The organism is Streptomyces sp. NPDC001153, assembly GCF_053598315.1.
Genome location: NZ_JBSFJZ010000022.1, coordinates 1 through 17537 on the forward strand (window position 1 = coordinate 1; position 17537 = coordinate 17537).

Consider the following 17537-nt stretch of genomic DNA (forward strand, 5'->3'; position numbering starts at 1 on the left):
ACCTGGACTCGGAGAAGTACCAGCTCAAGCGACGGGACTGGGAGGCGGCCGCGCGCGAGGGCCGTACCATCGCGCCCCTCATCACCCGCCTCAACGCCCTCCGTCGGCAGAATCCGGCCCTGCGCCAGCTGCGCGATCTGCACTTCCACCACGCCGACCAGGACGCGGTGATCGCCTACTCGAAGCGGAGCGGGTCGAACACGGTTCTGGTGGTCGCCAACCTCGACCCGCACCACACCCAGGAGGCGACGGTCTCGTTGGACATGCCGCAACTCGGCCTGGAATGGCACGAGTCGGTGCCGGTGCGCGACGAGCTCACCGGCGAGACCTACTACTGGGGCAGGGCCAACTATGTGCGCCTTGGGCCTGGGGGCGCGCATGTGCTCACCGTCGGCCGGGGGTCCGGGGGCCGCGCGGCGGAAGCCGCTGATGTCGCGTCCCCGGACAAGCACAGCACCGTCCTGCGACCGTCCACCCCGCAGATCGGAGGGTCACCCACAATATGATCGTCAATGAGCCCGTCCCGGACACCTTCGAGAACACGCCCGCGAGGGACCGGGATCCGGATTGGTTCAAACGCGCCGTCTTCTACGAGGTCCTGGTCCGCTCCTTCCAGGACAGCAACGGCGACGGCATCGGCGACCTGAAGGGTCTGACGGCCAAGCTGGACTATCTGCAGTGGCTGGGGGTCGACTGCCTGTGGCTGCCTCCCTTCTTCAAGTCGCCGCTCAGAGACGGCGGTTACGACGTCTCCGACTACACCGCCGTCCTGCCGGAGTTCGGTGACCTCGCCGACTTCGTGGAGTTCGTGGACGCCGCCCACCAGCGCGGCATGCGCGTCATCATCGACTTCGTCATGAACCACACCAGCGACCAGCACCCGTGGTTCCAGGAGTCGAGGCGGGATCCGGACGGACCGTACGGGGACTACTACGTCTGGGCCGACGACGACAAGCAGTTCCAGGACGCCCGGATCATCTTCGTCGACACCGAGGCCTCCAACTGGACGTACGACCCGGTACGCAAGCAGTACTACTGGCACCGCTTCTTCTCGCACCAGCCGGACCTCAACTACGAGAACCCGGCGGTGCAGGAGGAGATGATCTCCGCGCTGAAGTTCTGGCTGGATCTCGGCATCGACGGGTTCCGCCTGGACGCCGTGCCGTACCTGTACCAGCAGGAGGGCACCAACTGCGAGAACCTGCCCGCGACCCACGAGTTCCTCAGGCGGGTGCGCAAGGAGATCGACACCCAGTACCCGGACAAGGTGCTGCTGGCGGAGGCCAACCAGTGGCCGGAGGACGTCGTCGACTACTTCGGGGACTACGCCTCCGGCGGCGACGAGTGCCACATGGCGTTCCACTTCCCCGTCATGCCGCGCATCTTCATGGCCGTGCGCCGCGAGTCCCGCTACCCCGTCTCCGAGATCCTCGCCAAGACGCCGGCCATCCCCTCCGGCTGCCAGTGGGGCGTCTTCCTGCGCAACCACGACGAGCTGACCCTGGAGATGGTCACCGACGAAGAGCGCGACTACATGTGGGCCGAGTACGCCAAGGACCCGCGGATGCGCGCCAACATCGGGATCCGGCGGCGCCTCGCCCCCCTGCTCGACAACGACCGCAACCAGATCGAGCTGTTCACCGCCCTGCTGCTGTCCCTGCCCGGCTCGCCGATCCTGTACTACGGCGACGAGATCGGCATGGGCGACAACATCTGGCTCGGCGACCGCGACGCCGTGCGCACCCCGATGCAGTGGACCCCCGACCGCAACGCGGGTTTCTCGTCCTGTGACCCGGGACGGCTGTTCCTGCCGACGATCATGGACCCGGTCTACGGCTACCAGGTCACCAACGTCGAGGCGTCGATGTCCTCGCCCTCCTCGCTGCTGCACTGGACCCGCCGCATGATCGAGATCCGCAAGCAGAATCCTGCCTTCGGACTGGGGTCCTACAACGAACTGCAGTCCACCAACCCGGCCGTGCTCGCCTTCCTGCGCGAGTACGAGGACGACCTCGTGCTCTGCGTCCACAACTTCTCCCGCTTCGCGCAGCCCACGGAGCTGGACCTGAGCCGGTTCGGCGGGCGGCACCCGGTCGAGCTGTTCGGCGGGGTCCGCTTCCCGGCGATCGGCGAACTGCCGTACCTGCTCACCCTCGCGGGGCACGGCTTCTACTGGTTCCGGCTGCGGCGCGACGCGGCGTAGAGGGCCCTCGTGGGGCGGTTTCCTCCGCCCCACGAGGGGCACCGCATCAGTAACACCCCGACGACCCGGGGAAAGGACGTGACGCCCATGGCGGAAACGGTCACCTCTTCCAGCACCACCACTGCACTCCTCGCCTCGCTCGACCCCTTGTTGCGCGAGTGGCTGCCGAGGCAGCGCTGGTTCGCCGGCAAGGGGCGTGCGGTCACCGGGTTCACCCCCGTGGCCGTCACCGAACTGCTGCCGCCCGACGGCCGGCTGGGCCTCTACCACCTGCTGCTGCGCGTCCACCAGCCGTCCACGCCGGGCGCCGAGCCCCACCCGGGCGACTGCTACCAGCTCCTCATAGGCGTGCGCGAGGCGCTGCCGCCCCGGCTGGCGCCCGCGCTGATCGGACATGTGGAGGAGGGGCCGCTCGCCGGACGCACGGTGTACGAGGCCCTGTACGACCCACGGCCCGCCGAAGTGCTTCTGGAGGCCCTGCGCACCCGGGCCCGCATCGGCGGGCTGTGTTTCGAGCGGGACCCGCGCCAGGAGATACGCGAGGGTCTCGTGGCCCGGCTGATGACCGCCGAACAGTCCAACTCCTCGGTGGTCTACGGCGATACGTTCATCCTGAAACTGCTGCGCCGGGTGGTGCCCGGCGTCAACCCCGACCTGGAGATACCCCTGGCACTGGCCCGCGAGGGCTGCCCCCGGGTGCCGGCGCCGACGGCCTGGCTGCACGCCGAACTGGGGACGGACTCGTACGTCCTGGCGGTGCTCCAGCCTTTCGTCAGCGGGGCGAGCGACGGCTGGGAGCTGGCGCTGCGCGAGCTGGCCAAGGGCGAGGACTTCGCCGCCGAGGCGCGGGCGCTGGGCCGGGCCACCGCCGAGGTGCACATCGCGCTCGCCCGCGCCCTGCCGACGGTCACCCTCGGTCATGTGCAGCTGCAGTCGCTGGCCGACGGGATGACCGAGCGGCTGGCGGCGGCCGTCCAGGCCGTGCCCGTCCTGCGGCCGTACGAGGGCGGACTGCGCTCGGCCTACGCGGCGCTGGCCAACCTCGCCACCGAGGGCCGCACCTGGACCGCGCAGCGGATCCACGGCGATCTGCACCTGGGCCAGTGCCTGCGCTCCCCGTCCGGGGAGTGGTCGCTGATCGACTTCGAGGGCGAGCCGGCCCGGCCGCCGGCCGAACGGCGGATGCCGCAGCCGCCGGTGCGGGACATCGCGGGGATGCTCCGCTCCTTCGACTACGCGGCCCACTCCGTGACCCCGCCCGCGCCGGACTGGGCGCGCGTGTGCCGGGCCGCCTACTGCTGCGGGTACGCGGAGGCGGCCGGCCGCGATCCGCGCACCGATCCGGTGCTGCTGCGGGCCTATGAGACCGACAAGGCGGTCTACGAGATCGTCTACGAGGCCCGGCACCGCCCCGACTGGCTGCCCGTACCGCTCTCGGCGATCCGTCGCCTCGCCGCATGAAGACCAGGAGGCTCGTCCGTGACCCCGAAGGGCAAGAAGCACACCAGGGCCGGGGAGAAGACCGTTCCCAGGCAGAAGGTGCCGGCCCACGAGCGGCCGGCGGCCGGTGTCCGGCCCGCCGACCGTGAGCGGCTGCTGCACGGCACCCACCATGACCCGCACGCGGTGCTGGGCGCGCACCCGGTGCCCGGAGGCGTGGCCTTCCGGGTCTTCAGGCCGTACGCGCTGTCCGTCACGGTCGTCACCGGCGAGCTGCGGGCCGAGCTGCACGACGACGGCGACGGGTTCTTCTCGGGGCTGCTGCCGCTCGCGGGCGTACCGGACTACCGGCTGCTGGTGGCGTACGAGGGGAGCGTCCTGGACACCGAGGACCCCTACCGGTTCCTGCCCACCCTCGGCGAGCTGGACCTGCACCTGATCGGCGAGGGCCGGCACGAGCAGCTGTGGCGGGCGCTCGGCGCGCATGTGACCACCCATCAGGGGGTGTCCGGCACCCGGTTCGCGGTGTGGGCGCCCAACGCGCGGGGCGTGCGGCTCGCGGGCGGCTTCGACTTCTGGGACGGCACGGGCTTCCCGATGCGTTCGCTGGGCTCCTCCGGGGTGTGGGAGCTGTTCGTGCCGGGGATCGGCGCGGGCGAGGTGTACAAGTTCGAGATCACCCGCCCGGACGGTTCGCGCACCCTGCGCGCCGATCCGCTGGCCCGCCGTACGGAGGCCCCGCCCGCCACGGCGTCGATCGTGGACGTCTCCGCGCACGAGTGGGGCGACGCGGAGTGGATGGCGCACCGGGCCGACACGCCCGTGCACGAGGCGCCCTTCTCCGTCTACGAGGTCCATCTGCCCTCCTGGCGCCCCGGCCTGACCTACCGGCAGCTGGCCGATCAACTGCCCGCCTATGTACGGGAGATGGGCTTCACGCATGTGGAGCTGATGCCGGTCGCCGAGCACCCCTTCGGCGGCTCCTGGGGCTACCAGGTCACCGGGTTCTACGCCCCGACGGCCCGGCTCGGCACCCCGGACGACTTCAGGTACCTGGTGGACCGGCTGCACCAGGCCGGCATCGGCGTGCTGATGGACTGGGTGCCGGCGCACTTCCCGCGCGACGACTGGGCGCTGGCCGAGTTCGACGGGCGCCCGCTGTACGAGCACCACGATCCGCTGCGGGCCGCCCACCCGGACTGGGGCACCCTGGAGTTCGACTTCGGCCGCAAGGAGGTGCGCAACTTCCTGGTGGCGAACGCCGTGTACTGGTGCGAGGAGTTCCACATCGACGGCCTGCGCGTGGACGCCGTCGCCTCCATGCTCTACCTGGACTACTCGCGCGAGCCGGGCCAGTGGACGCCGAACGAGCACGGCGGCCGGGAGAACCTGGACGCGGTGGCCTTCCTGCAGGAGATGAACGCCACCGTCTACCGGCGCTGCCCGGGGGTGGTGACCATCGCCGAGGAGTCGACGGCCTGGGACGGCGTCACCCGCCCCACCCACCACAAGGGCCCGAGCGGCTTCGGCGGGCTCGGCTTCGGCCTGAAGTGGAACATGGGCTGGATGCACGACTCGCTGCAGTACATGGGCCACGAGCCGGTGCACCGCAAGTACCACCACCACGAGATGACCTTCTCGATGGTGTACGCGTACAGCGAGAACTACGTGCTGCCCATCTCCCACGACGAGGTCGTGCACGGCAAGCGGTCCCTGGTGTCGAAGATGCCGGGCGACTGGTGGCAGCAGCGCGCGAACCACCGCGCCTACCTGGGCTTCATGTGGGCCCACCCCGGCAAGCAACTGCTCTTCATGGGGCAGGAGTTCGCCCAGGGTGCCGAGTGGTCCGAGGCGCACGGCCCCGACTGGTGGCTGCTCGACCCGTCCTACGGCGCCGGGGCCGACCACCGGGGTGTACGGGATCTCGTACGGGACCTGAACGCGCTGTACCGGGCGGCCCCGGCCCTGTGGCAGCGGGACACCGACCCGGCGGGCTTCCAGTGGATCACCGGGGACGCGGCGGACGACAACGTCTTCGCCTTCCTGCGCCTGGACGCCGACGGCAACCCGCTCCTCGCGGTGTCCCACATGTCCCCGGTGGTCCGCCACGACTACCGGCTCGGTGTCCCCGAGGACGTGCCCGCCTGGCACGAGTCGCTGAACACGGACGCGGCGCGGTACGGCGGCGGCGATGTCACCAACCCCGACATCATCAAACCGGAGCCCCAGGGATGGCACGGCCGCCCGGCGAGCATCCGGCTGACCCTGCCGCCACTGGCCACCCTCTGGCTCCGGCCGGCCTGACCGGGCGACGCGCGCCATATAGTGCCCCCAGGTCAACTCAGGTGCACCACGGGGGGATTGAGGCGCGTGCGACTTTGGAGATCAGTGACCGCTTTGCTGTGCGCCGTGGCCGTCCTGCTGCTGGGCGGCTGCGGCACCCGGGTGGCCGGAGGGGCCTCGCCCACTCGGACCGGGCCGATCCCGTGGACCACCTTCGGCCCGTCCGGAGTCACCGGTGCCCGGATCGGCGCCGACCACCGCACGCTGAGTCTGGACGCGCGCGTGCCCAGCGGCGAGCACCCGTGCGTGCGGGATCTCAAGGCGGTGGACACCGACGCCGAGTACGGCACGGTGCCGGGCACCGTACATGTGCAGATCACCTTCAGCTCCCCGTCCGGGGACAGGCGTTCCGGGTGCACCAGGGAGACGACGGCCACGGTCCGGGTACAGCTGCCCAAGCCGCTGGGCGAGCGGGAGCTGGTGGTCGACAACGACATCGTCTTCACCGCCGACGGCGCCAAGCCGCCCGTGCTGCGGCTGTGCGGGGAACTCGGCTGCCATCCGCCGGCCACCGGCTGCACCACCGCCTCCTACGAGCAGGCGATGATCGCCGTCGACGCCCCCATGCACTCCTACCGGGACGCCGAGCACTGCGACGGAAAGTGGCTGGTGCTGGACTTCTCCTGGCGCACGGGACCGGCGTGCGGCGACGACACCAAGGACCCCGCCTGCACCTCCCGCCTCGGCGACCGGTACTTCTTCCGGGCCGAGCACTCCGGCTGGAAGCCGTTCTTCGAGAGCGCGGCCGGCGGGTGCCGGGCCGTGCAGCGCAGGGAACCGGCCTTCCCGACCGCGCTGTGCGCGTCGCTGCAGCCGCTGTCCTCCTCGCTGCACCCGAGCTACCCGCCGCCGTCGCCCACCGGCGGTTCGCCTAGTCCCCGGTGACGCCCGCGGCCAGCGCCCGGGGCAGCTCGCCCGTGTACAGCACCCCGAGCCGCTGGGTGGCCCGGGTCAGCGCGACGTAGAGGTCGCTGGTGCCGTAGCCGCCCGGCTCCACCACCAGGACCGAGTCGAATTCGAGGCCCTTGGCCTGGCGGGGGTCGAGCAGCACGACCGTGCGGGTCAGGTCGGGCTCGGCGCCCGCCGTGACGCCGTCCAGCCGGCCGGCCAGCAAGCGGTGCAGCTCGCGCGGGGCGATGACCGCGAGGCGGCCCTCGGCCGGGGTGAGTTCGGCGACCGCCTTGGCCACGGCCTCGGGCAGGTCTCCGTCCGCCCGCCGCGCCCAGGGCCGTACCCCGGTCGACCGGACCGAGCTCGGCGGCTCGAAGTCCGGGTTCTCGGCGCGGACGACGGCGGCGGCCAGCTCCATGATCTCGGCCGGGGTGCGGTAGTTGACACCGAGCCGGGTGTGCTCCCAGCGGTCCTCGACATAGGGGGCGAGGATGTCCGCCCAGGAGCCGACACCGGCCGCCTCGGCGGTCTGGGCGGGGTCGCCGACCAGGGTCATCGAGCGGGTCGGGCTGCGCCGCATCAGCAGCCGCCAGGCCATCGGCGACAGCTCCTGCGCCTCGTCCACGATGATGTGCCCGAACGCCCAGGTCCGGTCGGCCGCGGCGCGCTCGGCGGCGCTGCGGTGGTCCGCCTCCTCCTGCCGCTCGGCGAACCGCTCGGCGTCGATGATGTCGTGCGCCGACAGCACCTCCGACCCGTCCGGGTCACCGTCCTCCTTGTCCTCGAACTCGTAGGTCCGGGAGGCGTACGACACGTCCAGCACGCCCTGGGCGTAGGCGATCTGGGTCTCTCGTTCGCGCTCGGCACGGGCCCGTGCCGAGCGCTCGTCCTCGCCGAGGAGTTCGGCCGCCTCGTCCAGGAGGGGGACGTCGGCGACGGTCCAGGTGCGGGTCACCGGGCGGCGGATCGCGTCCGCGTCCGCCTGCGGCAGGTAGCCGTCCGGCTCCGCGAGGAAGTCGGCGACGAGCCGCTGCGGGGTGACCCGGGGCCACAGCTGGTCGATCGCGGACCAGACCTCGGGGTTCTCGGCGAGTTCGTCGCGGATCTGGGTGATGTCGGAGGCGTCGAGCAGGCTGCTGCCGTCGTACGGGTCGGTGCCGACGCGTTCGGCGTACAGCTCGGTGAGGGTGTTGAGGATGTGGCCCTCGAAGTACTCGCGGGCGGCGTTGTGCGGCAGTTTGGCCGCGCGGGTGCGCTCACGGGCGACGCTCACCAGGCCGTCGTCGAGCATCAGCACCTCCCGGTCGTGCTCGATCGCGATCACCGGGTCGGGCAGGGCCTGCCGGTCGCGTACGACGGCGGCGAGCACGTCGGCCATGTCGGCGCGGCCCTTCACGGCGGCCGCCTCGGGGGTGTCGGTCGCGGTGGCCTTCACGCCCGGGAACAGCTCGCCGACGGTGGCGAGCAGCACTCCGGTCTCGCCGAGGGAGGGCAGCACCTCGCCGATGTAGCCGAGGAAGGCCGGGTTGGGGCCGACGATCAGCACGGCCCGGCGGGCCAGCAGCTCGCGGTACTCGTACAGGAGATAGGCGGCGCGGTGCAGCGCGACCGCCGTCTTCCCCGTACCCGGCCCGCCCTCGACCACCAGCACCCCGCGGTACGGCGCCCGGATGATCTCGTCCTGCTCGGCCTGGATGGTCTGCACGATGTCGCTCATGCGGCCGGTGCGCGCCGAGTTCAGCGCGGCCAGCAGCACGTCGTCGCCGCTGTGGTCCTCGTACCCGGTGCGGGTGGCGTCGCCGAGGTCGAGGATCTCGTCGTGCAGGGAGGTCACGGTCCGGCCCTCGGTGCTGATGTGCCGGCGGCGGCGCAGGCCCATCGGGGTGTGCCCGGTGGCCAGGTAGAAGGGGCGGGCGACGTCGGCCCGCCAGTCGATGAGGACGGGGGTGCGCTCGGCGTCGTCCTCGCGCAGCCCGATCCGGCCGATGTGGTGGGCGGTGCCGTCGGTGAGGTCGATCCGGCCGAAGCAGAGCGAGCCGTCGACGACGTTCAGCGCGGCGAGCAGCCCCGAGCGCTCGGCGACCAGGATGTCCCGCTCCAGCCGCGCCTGCATGGGCTTGTCGCCCTGGGCGAGCGCGTCCGTGACCGAGGTCTCGGCCTCGCCGCGCAGTACGTCCACGCGCGCGTACAGTCCGTCGATGAATTCCTGCTCGCGCCGCAATTCATCGTCCGGAAATTCGGTGTTTGACAATTCCGCTCCCGCCCGGATATACTCTGCTCAGTGAACTTCTCCGTGACTTGCTCGAAAAGAAGTCACGAACCATTAAATATACGCAGAGAAATCCCCCGAGCGCAATTGCTCAGGGGATTTTTTCGTGGGCGGCTCTGCTTCACAGCACGTCGGCCAGCTCCTCCAGCAGCCGCCGCTTGGGCCGCGCCCCGACCATCGACCGCACCGGCTCACCGTCCCGGAAGACCATCAGCGTCGGCGTGGACAGCACCCCGTAGGCGACCGTCGTCTCCGGATTGCGGTCGACGTCGAGCTGCACGATCTTCAGCCGGTCGCCCTCCTCGAAGGCGATGTCCCTCAGCACCGGCGCGAGCTGCCGGCACGGACCGCACCAGTCGGCCGTGAACTGCACCAGGACCGGTAGGCCGGCGCCGATCACCTCCGCCTGGAAATCCGCGTCCGTCACCTCGGCCAGTCCGCTCACCAAGCTCATCGCGAAAGCCCTCCCAGCTCGCACACGGGTTCCGGACCCCCCGGAACCAGCGCCTCGGCGGCCAGCGTGTCTCGCGCCCGCTCCGCCCGCCGCAACTGCCCCGCGACCGTCTCCCGCACCGCCGTCAGCTGCCCGATGAGCGCGTCCAGCTCGTCCAGCTTGCGCCGGTAGACCAGGAGCGAGGCCGGGCAGGAGTCGCCCTCCGGGTGCCCGGCGCGCAGGCACTCCACGAACGGCCGCGTCTCCTCCAGGTCGAACCCGAAGTCCTGCAGCGTCCGGATCTGCCGGAGCAGCCGGAGGTCGCCCTCGTCGTAGGTGCGGTGTCCCCTGTCGTCGCGCCGGGCGGGCAGCAGCCCCCGTGCCTCGTAGTAGCGCAGGGCGCGGGTGGTGGTTCCGGCCCGTGCGGCCAGCTCGCCGATTCGCATGTCCACGACCGTAGGCGTTGACGTCGGCGTCAAGGCAAGGCCGGGGGCAGGAGGGGTGTGCACCGCACCGGCGAGGACAGCACGATCGACGTAGTCGTACGGCCCAGCGCCGAGGTCAGCTCCAGGATCTCCTCCAGGTGCGCGGTGCCGGTGACGGCCACCTTGAGGATCCAGCAGTCCTCGCCGACGACGTGGTGCACCTCGGTGACCTCCGGGCGCGCGATCAGCTCCAGGGTCCTCGGGTGCTTGAGGGTGTAGCCGCCGTGCGGGTTCACCCGGATGAAGGCCTGGATGCCGTAACCGAGGCGGGCGGGTACGACCCGGGCGCCGTACCCCTCGACCACGCCCGCCGCCTCCAGCCGGCGCACCCGCTCGGCCACCGCCGCCGGGCTCAGACTGACCCGCCGGCCCAGCTCGCTGAGCTTGATCCGCCCGTCGGTCTGGAGCAGTTCGAGGATCCTCCGGTCCACCGCGTCGAAGGCCACCGGTGTTTCGACGGCGAAGGCGCGTGACTGCCGCTGTTCTTTCGGTGACGCGGCCTGATCTCCCATGTCTCCCCCTTCAGAGTGCCGTGCCGGAACCCGAAAATTATGATCATGACAAGGGCACGAGAGGTACTGGTCATCGGCGGCAACCGCTATTTCGGCAAGCGGCTGATCGCCCGCTCGCTGGCGGCGGGTGACCGGGTCACGGTCCTCAACCGCGGCTCCTCGGCCCCGCCGCCGGGCGCGGTCCACCTGGTGGCCGACCGGAACGACGAGCGGGCGCTGGCCGGGGCCCTGGCCGGCCGGACCTACGACGTCGTCGTCGACCAGGTCTGCTACACCCCGCGCCAGGCGGAGACGGCCCGCCGGGTCTTCGCGGGCCGCACCGGGCGCTATCTGATGACCTCGACGGTGGAGGTGTACGAGCGCGAGGACTCGCCGGGGCCGGTCCCGGAAGGTGCGGTGGACCCGCGCACGGTCACCGTGGACCTGGAACTGCCCTGGGACGACCCGGAGTTCCTGGAGGGACACTACGGCGAGGGCAAGCGGCAGGCGGAGGCGGTGTTCTCGGCCGACGGGGACGTCCCGTTCGTCTCCGTCCGGGTGGCCCATGTGCTGGGCGGCGAGGACGACTTCACCGGCCGCCTCCAGCACTACGCCGACCGCATCCGCACCGGGTCCCCCGTCGCCGTACCGCCCGTGACCCGCCCGGCGACGTACATCCACGTCGAGGAGATCGCCGACTTCGTGTTCTGGGCGGCGGGCGAGGACTTCACGGGGCCGGTCAACGCCGCCTCGCACGGAGAGCTGACGGTCGAGGACCTGTGCACGGCGGTGGCGGCCCGACTCGGCTGCCCGCGCCCCGTGTTCAAGGTGACCGAGCCGCCCGGCGACCGCTCGCCCTTCGCCTTCGACCGCCACTACGGCATGGACAACTCCCGCGCCACGAGGCTCGGCTTCGCCTTCCGGGACGTACGGGAGTGGCTGCCGGCCGCCGTGGCCGAGACCCTGGGAAAGGAGAACTGACGTGCGATACCACGCATGGGGTGACCTGAAGGTGAGCGCGGTCGGCCTCGGCGCCATGCCGCTGTCCATCGAGGGCCGACCGGACGAGAAGCGGGCGCTGGCCACGGTGCACGCGGCCCTCGACGCGGGCGTGACGCTGCTGGACACCGCCGACTCCTACCATCTGCCGGGCCAGGAGCCCGGCCACAACGAGCTCCTCCTCGCCCGCGCCCTCGCGGCCTACGGCGGCGGCACGGAGGGCGTCCTGGTGGCCACCAAGGGCGGCCGGGGCCGGCCGGCCGACGGCAGCTGGACGGTGACGGGCACGCCCCGGCACCTCAAGGCGGCCGCGGAGGCCTCCCTGCGGCGGCTCGGCGTCGAGGCGATCGGCCTCTACCAGCTCCACAAGCCCGACCCCGCCGTGCCCTTCGAGGAGTCCGTCGGCGCCCTGCGCGAGCTGCTCGAGGAGGGCAAGATCCGCCTGGCGGGCCTGTCGAACGTGACGTCGGACCAGATCCACCGGGCCCGCGCGATCCTCGGCGACCGCCTGGTCTCCGTACAGAACCGCTACTCCCCCGACACCCGTGACAGCGACCCCGAGCTGCGCCTGTGCGCCGAACTGGGCCTGGCGTTCCTGCCGTGGAGCCCCCTCGGCGGAATCTCCCGCAGCTCCCTGGACGGCCCGTCGGGCCAGATCACCGGTGCACGCCACCTGGCGTTCCACGAGGTGGCCCGGGAGCGCGGGGTGAGCCCCCAGCAGGTCTGTCTGGCCTGGCTGCTGTCGCTCTCCCCGACGGTCCTCCCGATCCCGGGCGCGAGCCGCCCGCAGACGATCCGGGACTCGGCGGGCGCCGCGGACCTGGCGCTGACGCAGGAGGAGCTGACACGGCTGACGGAGGCCGCACGGGCCCGGTGAGACCCCGCGTCCCGTGATCGCCGCTCAGCGCCAGGGCCCGCCGAGGTCCCCGGCGAAGAACGGAAACTCCGCCCCGGCCGCGGCGACGATCTCCGAGGCCGGGCGACGGGGGTTGGTGGCGTGCCGGACGGCGATACCCGCCGGCGCGTCGTTCGGCCGGGCCGTCCACTCCTCGTCCGGCGACAGGGCCTCGCGGGGGCCCTGGCCGTCGGCCAGGACCCGCAGGAAGTCGGACAGGCTGCCGGCGACGACACCGGTCTCGCCCTCGGAACCCGGGAACACCACTGGCTGCTCGCACGGTGGCGGACTCATACGGTCACCCCCGCCGACTCCTCCACCTCCATCAGGGAGGCGCTGTGGCGCTCCTCCTCGAACCTGCGGCGGCCGCCGCGCAGGCCGAACAGGCGCTTGGCCAGGGCGATGTAGAGGACCGCGAGAATGTTGAGGACGAGGGTGACGATCTTCAGGTAGCTGACCTTCTCGGTGAGTTCGTAGATCTCCAGGGGGAGGAAGGCGGCGGTGGCGACGACCGTCAGGTACTCCGCCCAGCGCTTGGCGTACCAGAGGCCGACCGCCTCGACCAGCTCGATCAGCGCGTAGGCGAGCAGCAGGGCGGCGACCAGCAGCAGCGTGGAGTGCTTGTAGCCGAACGCCTTCTGGATCGAGCCGACGACCGGTGAGTGGTCGAGGTCGTAGTGGAAGTGGCGGAACACCGGGCGGAAGACGTCCAGGTTCTTGTTGAAGAGCTTCCGTACCGCGTCCTGGCTGTTGCTGAACTTCCACACCGCGACCGCGACCAGCACGATGAACACCCCGCGCACCGCCCGCTCGACCGCCAGGAAGCGCAGGATGAACAGGTCCCGCAGGACCTTGCCGCGCGGCACCAGCGGGGCGTCCCCGGCCGGGCCCGAGCCGTGCGGCTCACCGAGCACGAAGTCGCCGCAGCGCAGGCAGCGCCAGACCTCCCCGAGCGCGGTCTCGGCGTGCAGCCGCAGCCGCAGCCGGGGGTCGTCGGGCGCGTAGGTCACGTGCCCCTTGCGCGCGCAGGTCCGCCGGTCCCAGTCGATCTTCATATCCCCCGTGCCTCCATACAGGTACTGACTCACACGTACTGACGCCAGGCACGAACGTGCCGTTCCGGTCGGTCCGGAGCGGCACGTTAGCGGATGGAGGCGGGAAACCGTCAGTCGGCCGAGCTGTGCACCAGCTCCCTCTCCTCGGCCTTCACCTCCGGCGCGGCGGCTTCACGGCGCGGCAGCAGGATGCCCACGAGGACCGTGCCGAGGCCGAGGATCACCGCGCCGACCAGGCTGGTGTGCGCGACGGCGTCGGAGAAGGAGGAGCCGACCGCGTCCGCCATCTGCCGGGCGCCGGAGGCGAGTTCGGCGGCCTGCTGCTTGAGCTGTGCGGCCTGCTGGGGGTCCTTGGCGTGGGCCGCCTGCGCGGCCAGCGCGTGCGCCTTCCCGCCGATGCCCTGGGCGACGGCGTACCCGGCGCCGACCGAGTCCCGCGCGGTGTCCAGGGCGCTCGCCGGGAGCCTGCTGCCCGCGGTGGCGTCGCTCAGATGGTCGCCGTACGACGTGGCGAGCAGCGAGCCGAGGATGGCGATGCCGAGGGAGCCGCCGAGCTCCAGCGAGGTGTCGTTGACCGCGCCGCCGACGCCCAGCTCGGACTCCGGGAAGGCGCCCATGATGGCGTCGGTGCAGGGCGAGAGGGCGAGGCCGATGGCGAGGCCGAGGATGATCAGGGGCGCCAGGAAGTCGCCGTACGTCGAGGCCGCGTCCACCCGGGTCAGCAGGGCCAGCGCGGTCGTGCCGCCGACCATGCCCGCGGTGACGGTCCACTTCATGCCGACGCGCGGGGTGAGCCAGCCGGTCAGCGCCGAGCCGACGAAGACGGCGCCGGCCAGCGGCAGCATGCGTACGCCGGTCTCCAGGGCGTCGTAGCCGAGGACGAACTGCAGGTGCTGGGTGAGGTAGTAGAAGGCGCCGAAGACGGCCAGGAAGAACAGGGCGACGGCCAGGTTGGAGCCGGCGAAGCGGCGGGTGGTGAAGCGGCGGACGTCCAGGATCGGACGCGGATGGCGCAGTTCCCAGAGGACGAAGGCGACCAGGCCGGCGCCCGCGACGACGGCCGCCGTGACGGCCTTCACGCCCCAGCCGAAGTGCGGGCCCTCGATGATCATGTAGACGAGCGAGCCGGTCCAGATCACCGACAGCAGTCCGCCGACGTAGTCGATGCGGTCGTGGTGACCGGCCCTGGAGGGCGGGACCAGGACGAGGGCGGCGACGATCGCGACGGCCGCGATGGGCACGTTGATCAGGAAGGTCGAGGACCAGCCGTGGTCGCGCAGCAGGGCGCCCGCGACCACGGGACCGGCGGCGATGGCGAGGCCGGCGGTGGCGGTCCACAGCGTGATCGCCTTGGCCCGCTCGGCGCGCGGGAAGGTCGCGGCGAGCAGGGAGAGGGTGGCGGGCATGATCAGCGCCGCGCCGACGCCCATCACGGCGCGGGCCGCGATGACGGTCGCCGCGCTGTCGGCGAGGTAGCCGAAGACGGCACCGGCGCCGAAGACGAGGAGCCCGAGGACGAGCGCGCCGCGCCGGCTGTACTTGTCGCCGATGGCGCCGAGCAGCAGCATCAGCGCCGCGTAGGGGACGGTGTAGCCGTCGATCACCCACTGCAGGTCGGCGCTGGAGAGCCCGAGGTCCTTCGTCATGTCGGGCGCGGCGACCGTGAGGGCGGTGTTCGCCATCACGATGATCAGCAGGCTCAGGCAGAGCACGAGCAGTGCCCACCAGCGCCGGGCGTACGGGCGCTCCATCTTCTCGACCGGTTCGGTCATGACGAGTCGCATGGCAGGGGTCGCCTTCCTCGGATGCGCGACGAGAACGTGAGGTGCGGAGTGGACTTGCACAGCAGCGTGCAATTGCACAACCATGTGCAAGGTACGCCTCTGCACAACACTGTGCAAGTCGGCCGGGGAAGGCACAATGACGGCCATGACCACGGGTAACACCAGCCGCGCCGACGCCAACCGGCGCCGCATCCTCGACGTCGCCCTCGCCGAACTGCTGCGCGATCCCGACGCCTCCATGGACCAGATCGCGCGCGCCGCGGGAGTCGTACGACGGACGGTGTACGGCCATTTCCCCAGCCGTGAGGCGCTGATCAGCACCCTCGTCGACGAGGCCGTGGCGGCGCTGGCGGACGCGGACGCCCGCGCCCGCGACGGGGTGACGGACCCGGCGGAGGCGGTGGCCCGCTCGGTGCTCGCCATCGGGCAGATCGCCGACCGCTACCGGCTGCTGATCGCCCTGGCCCAGCGCACGGTCACCGTCCAGGGCATCCGCGAACGCCTCGCCCCGCTGCGCGCGGGCAAGGTCGCACTGCTCCGGCAAGGCCTGGATCAGGGGGTGTTCAGCTCACCGCTGCCGGCACCGGCGCTGGCGTACGTGCACGAACAGATGATCATGGCGGTGATGGAGGCGGTGAACGACGGCCTCCTGGCAGCACAGGAGGCGGGCCGCTCGGCCACGGTCACGGTGCTGACCGCGGCGGGCGTACCCGCCTCGACGGCCACCGAGCTGGTGGCCAGGGTGAGTGAGAGGACATGACAAAGGCCGGGCGGCCGGGGTACGGGGGAGCCCCAGCCGCCCGGCGGTGGTTCCCGGATGCCCGGCCCGGGTTCAGGCGGGGCCGGGCATCCGGAGTTCCTTCTCGGGATCAGGCCTTGGCCAGCTCCCCCTCCCTCGGCCCGGGAACCTCGGTGACGGTCCCCTGGCCCTCGTCCATCAGCGTGGTCTCGTCGAACGGCAGCTCACCGGCGAGCACCTGCCGCACCCGCGCCTTGTCGATCTCCTTCGTCCACGTGCCCACCAGCACCGTGGCGACCGCGTTGCCCGCGAAGTTCGTCAGCGCACGGGCCTCGCTCATGAACCGGTCGATACCGACGATCAGCCCGACCCCGTCGACCAGCGCGGGCTTGTGCGACTGCAGGCCGCCGGCCAGGGTGGCGAGACCGGCACCGCTGACCCCCGCCGCGCCCTTGGACGCCAGCAGCAGGAAGAGCAGCAGCGGGATCTGCTCGCCGAGGGACATCGGCGTGCCCAGGGCGTCCGCGATGTACAGCGACGCCATGGTCATGTAGATCATCGTGCCGTCGAGGTTGAAGGAGTAACCGGTCGGCACGGTGATGCCGACGACCGGCTTGCTGACGCCCAGGTGCTCCATCTTCGCGATCAGCCGCGGCAGCGCGGACTCGGAGGAGGAGGTGGACAGGATCAGCAGGAACTCCCGCGCCAGGTACTTGAACAGTGAGAAGACGTTCAGGCCCGCGACGAGGCGCAGGATCGCGCCGAGCACCACGAAGACGAACAGCACGCAGGTGACGTAGAAGCCGAGCATCAGCACGGCGAGGCTCTTCAGCGCGTCGAGACCGGCCGAACCGGTGACGGCTGCGATCGCACCGAAGGCGCCGACCGGCGCGGCCCACATGACCATCGACAGGATGCGGAAGACGAGCCGCTGGATGTGCTCGATGCCGCGCAGCACCGGCTGCCCGACCGGGCCCATGGCCTGCAGCGCGAACCCGGCGAGCAGAGCCACCAGCAGCGTCTGCAGGACCTGGCCCTCGGTGAAGGCGGAGACGAAGGAGGTCGGGATGATCGACAGCACGAAGTCGACGGGCGGCAGCGCGTCCGCGGACACCTGGGCGTGGCCGGTCTGCTTGATCGCGTTCGTCAGGTGCAGCCCGTCACCCGGGTGCAGCACGTTGCCGACGACGAGCCCGATCGCGAGGGCGACGAGCGACATCACGAGGAAGTAGCCGAGGGCGATACCGCCGACGGCGCCGACCTTGGCGGCCTTCCGTACGGACCCGATCCCGAGCACGATCGTGCAGAAGATGATCGGCGAGATCATCATCTTGATCAGGTTCACAAAGCCGGTACCGAGCGGCTTCAGCTGGACGGCGGCGTCGGGCCAGATGAGGCCCACGGCGATGCCGAGCGCGACCGCCACGATGACGGCGATGTACAGGTAGTGGGTCCGGTCCCGCTTCACGCGGGGTGCGGCAGGTGCCGTATCGGGGGTTGTGGCGGCCAC

At 71.4% G+C, this 17537-nt stretch carries 16 protein-coding genes; 8 read left to right on the forward strand and 8 right to left on the reverse strand.

Going from position 1 to position 17537, the window contains the following annotated elements; genetic code table 11:
• The 5 genes from ACWDEN_RS24485 to ACWDEN_RS24505 all read left to right on the forward strand — a co-directional run.
• Positions 1–506, forward strand: a 506-nt coding sequence (locus ACWDEN_RS24485; RefSeq protein ID WP_450860139.1) for a DUF3459 domain-containing protein, incomplete at its 5' end; no start/stop codon positions are given.
• Positions 503–2203: a maltose alpha-D-glucosyltransferase gene (treS, locus tag ACWDEN_RS24490; RefSeq protein ID WP_450860140.1), complete on the forward strand. Its 1701-nt coding sequence runs from the start codon at positions 503–505 to the stop codon at positions 2201–2203. The genes ACWDEN_RS24485 and treS, both read left to right, overlap by 4 nt.
• An 87-nt stretch (positions 2204–2290) precedes the next feature.
• Positions 2291–3664, forward strand: coding sequence for a maltokinase N-terminal cap-like domain-containing protein (locus ACWDEN_RS24495; RefSeq protein WP_450860141.1), 1374 nt, complete (start codon positions 2291–2293; stop codon positions 3662–3664).
• Between the two features lie 78 nt (positions 3665–3742).
• Entirely contained in the window at positions 3743–5947 is a 2205-nt protein-coding gene (glgB, locus tag ACWDEN_RS24500; protein ID WP_351612036.1) for a 1,4-alpha-glucan branching enzyme, read from the forward strand.
• Positions 5948–6031: 84 nt separating this feature from the next.
• Positions 6032–6871: a hypothetical protein gene (locus ACWDEN_RS24505; protein WP_450860142.1), complete on the forward strand. Its 840-nt coding sequence runs from the start codon at positions 6032–6034 to the stop codon at positions 6869–6871.
• Here ACWDEN_RS24505 and ACWDEN_RS24510 read toward each other — a convergent pair.
• The 4 genes from ACWDEN_RS24510 to ACWDEN_RS24525 all read right to left on the reverse strand — a co-directional run bounded on the left by ACWDEN_RS24510 (position 6858) and on the right by ACWDEN_RS24525 (position 10576).
• Complete coding sequence (locus ACWDEN_RS24510) at positions 6858–9098, reverse strand: HelD family protein (RefSeq protein WP_450860188.1); 2241 nt, start codon at positions 9096–9098, stop codon at positions 6858–6860. The two genes, ACWDEN_RS24505 and ACWDEN_RS24510, sit on opposite strands and share 14 nt — an antisense overlap.
• A 169-nt stretch (positions 9099–9267) precedes the next feature.
• Positions 9268–9600 carry a thioredoxin family protein gene (locus tag ACWDEN_RS24515; protein WP_351612016.1) on the reverse strand — a complete coding sequence of 111 codons (333 nt, stop codon included), beginning with the start codon at positions 9598–9600 and terminating at the stop codon, positions 9268–9270.
• Complete coding sequence (locus tag ACWDEN_RS24520; protein ID WP_351612013.1) at positions 9597–10025, reverse strand: MerR family transcriptional regulator; 429 nt, start codon at positions 10023–10025, stop codon at positions 9597–9599. The genes ACWDEN_RS24515 and ACWDEN_RS24520 overlap by 4 nt, the downstream gene beginning before the upstream one ends.
• A gap of 29 nt (positions 10026–10054) precedes the next feature.
• Positions 10055–10576 (reverse strand): Lrp/AsnC family transcriptional regulator, encoded by a 522-nt coding sequence (locus tag ACWDEN_RS24525; protein ID WP_351612010.1) that lies wholly within the window; start codon positions 10574–10576, stop codon positions 10055–10057.
• 45 nt (positions 10577–10621) lie between these two features.
• On the opposite strand from ACWDEN_RS24525, the gene ACWDEN_RS24530 reads away from it, so the two are divergent.
• Both ACWDEN_RS24530 and ACWDEN_RS24535 read left to right on the forward strand, forming a co-directional pair.
• Positions 10622–11536: an NAD-dependent epimerase/dehydratase family protein gene (locus ACWDEN_RS24530; protein WP_450860143.1), complete on the forward strand. Its 915-nt coding sequence runs from the start codon at positions 10622–10624 to the stop codon at positions 11534–11536.
• Between the two features lies 1 nt (position 11537).
• Positions 11538–12431: an aldo/keto reductase gene (locus tag ACWDEN_RS24535; RefSeq protein WP_450860144.1), complete on the forward strand. Its 894-nt coding sequence runs from the start codon at positions 11538–11540 to the stop codon at positions 12429–12431.
• A 24-nt stretch (positions 12432–12455) separates the two neighbouring features.
• Here ACWDEN_RS24535 and ACWDEN_RS24540 read toward each other — a convergent pair whose 3' ends face one another.
• The 3 genes from ACWDEN_RS24540 to ACWDEN_RS24550 all read right to left on the reverse strand — a co-directional run bounded on the left by ACWDEN_RS24540 (position 12456) and on the right by ACWDEN_RS24550 (position 15288).
• On the reverse strand, positions 12456–12743 hold the full coding sequence (locus ACWDEN_RS24540) for a hypothetical protein (protein WP_450860145.1): 288 nt from the start codon (positions 12741–12743) through the stop codon (positions 12456–12458).
• On the reverse strand, positions 12740–13504 hold the full coding sequence (locus ACWDEN_RS24545) for a DUF2127 domain-containing protein (RefSeq protein WP_351612001.1): 765 nt from the start codon (positions 13502–13504) through the stop codon (positions 12740–12742). Before ACWDEN_RS24545 ends, ACWDEN_RS24540 begins: the two co-directional genes overlap by 4 nt.
• Before the next feature lie 110 nt (positions 13505–13614).
• Positions 13615–15288 carry an MFS transporter gene (locus tag ACWDEN_RS24550; RefSeq protein ID WP_351611998.1) on the reverse strand — a complete coding sequence of 558 codons (1674 nt, stop codon included), beginning with the start codon at positions 15286–15288 and terminating at the stop codon, positions 13615–13617.
• A gap of 136 nt (positions 15289–15424) precedes the next feature.
• Between ACWDEN_RS24550 and ACWDEN_RS24555 the strand changes: the two genes are divergently transcribed.
• Positions 15425–16048: a TetR/AcrR family transcriptional regulator gene (locus ACWDEN_RS24555; RefSeq protein WP_450860146.1), complete on the forward strand. Its 624-nt coding sequence runs from the start codon at positions 15425–15427 to the stop codon at positions 16046–16048.
• 109 nt (positions 16049–16157) lie between these two features.
• On the opposite strand, the gene ACWDEN_RS24560 is transcribed toward ACWDEN_RS24555, so the two are convergent.
• Positions 16158–17537: a cation:dicarboxylate symporter family transporter gene (locus ACWDEN_RS24560; protein ID WP_351611992.1), complete on the reverse strand. Its 1380-nt coding sequence runs from the start codon at positions 17535–17537 to the stop codon at positions 16158–16160.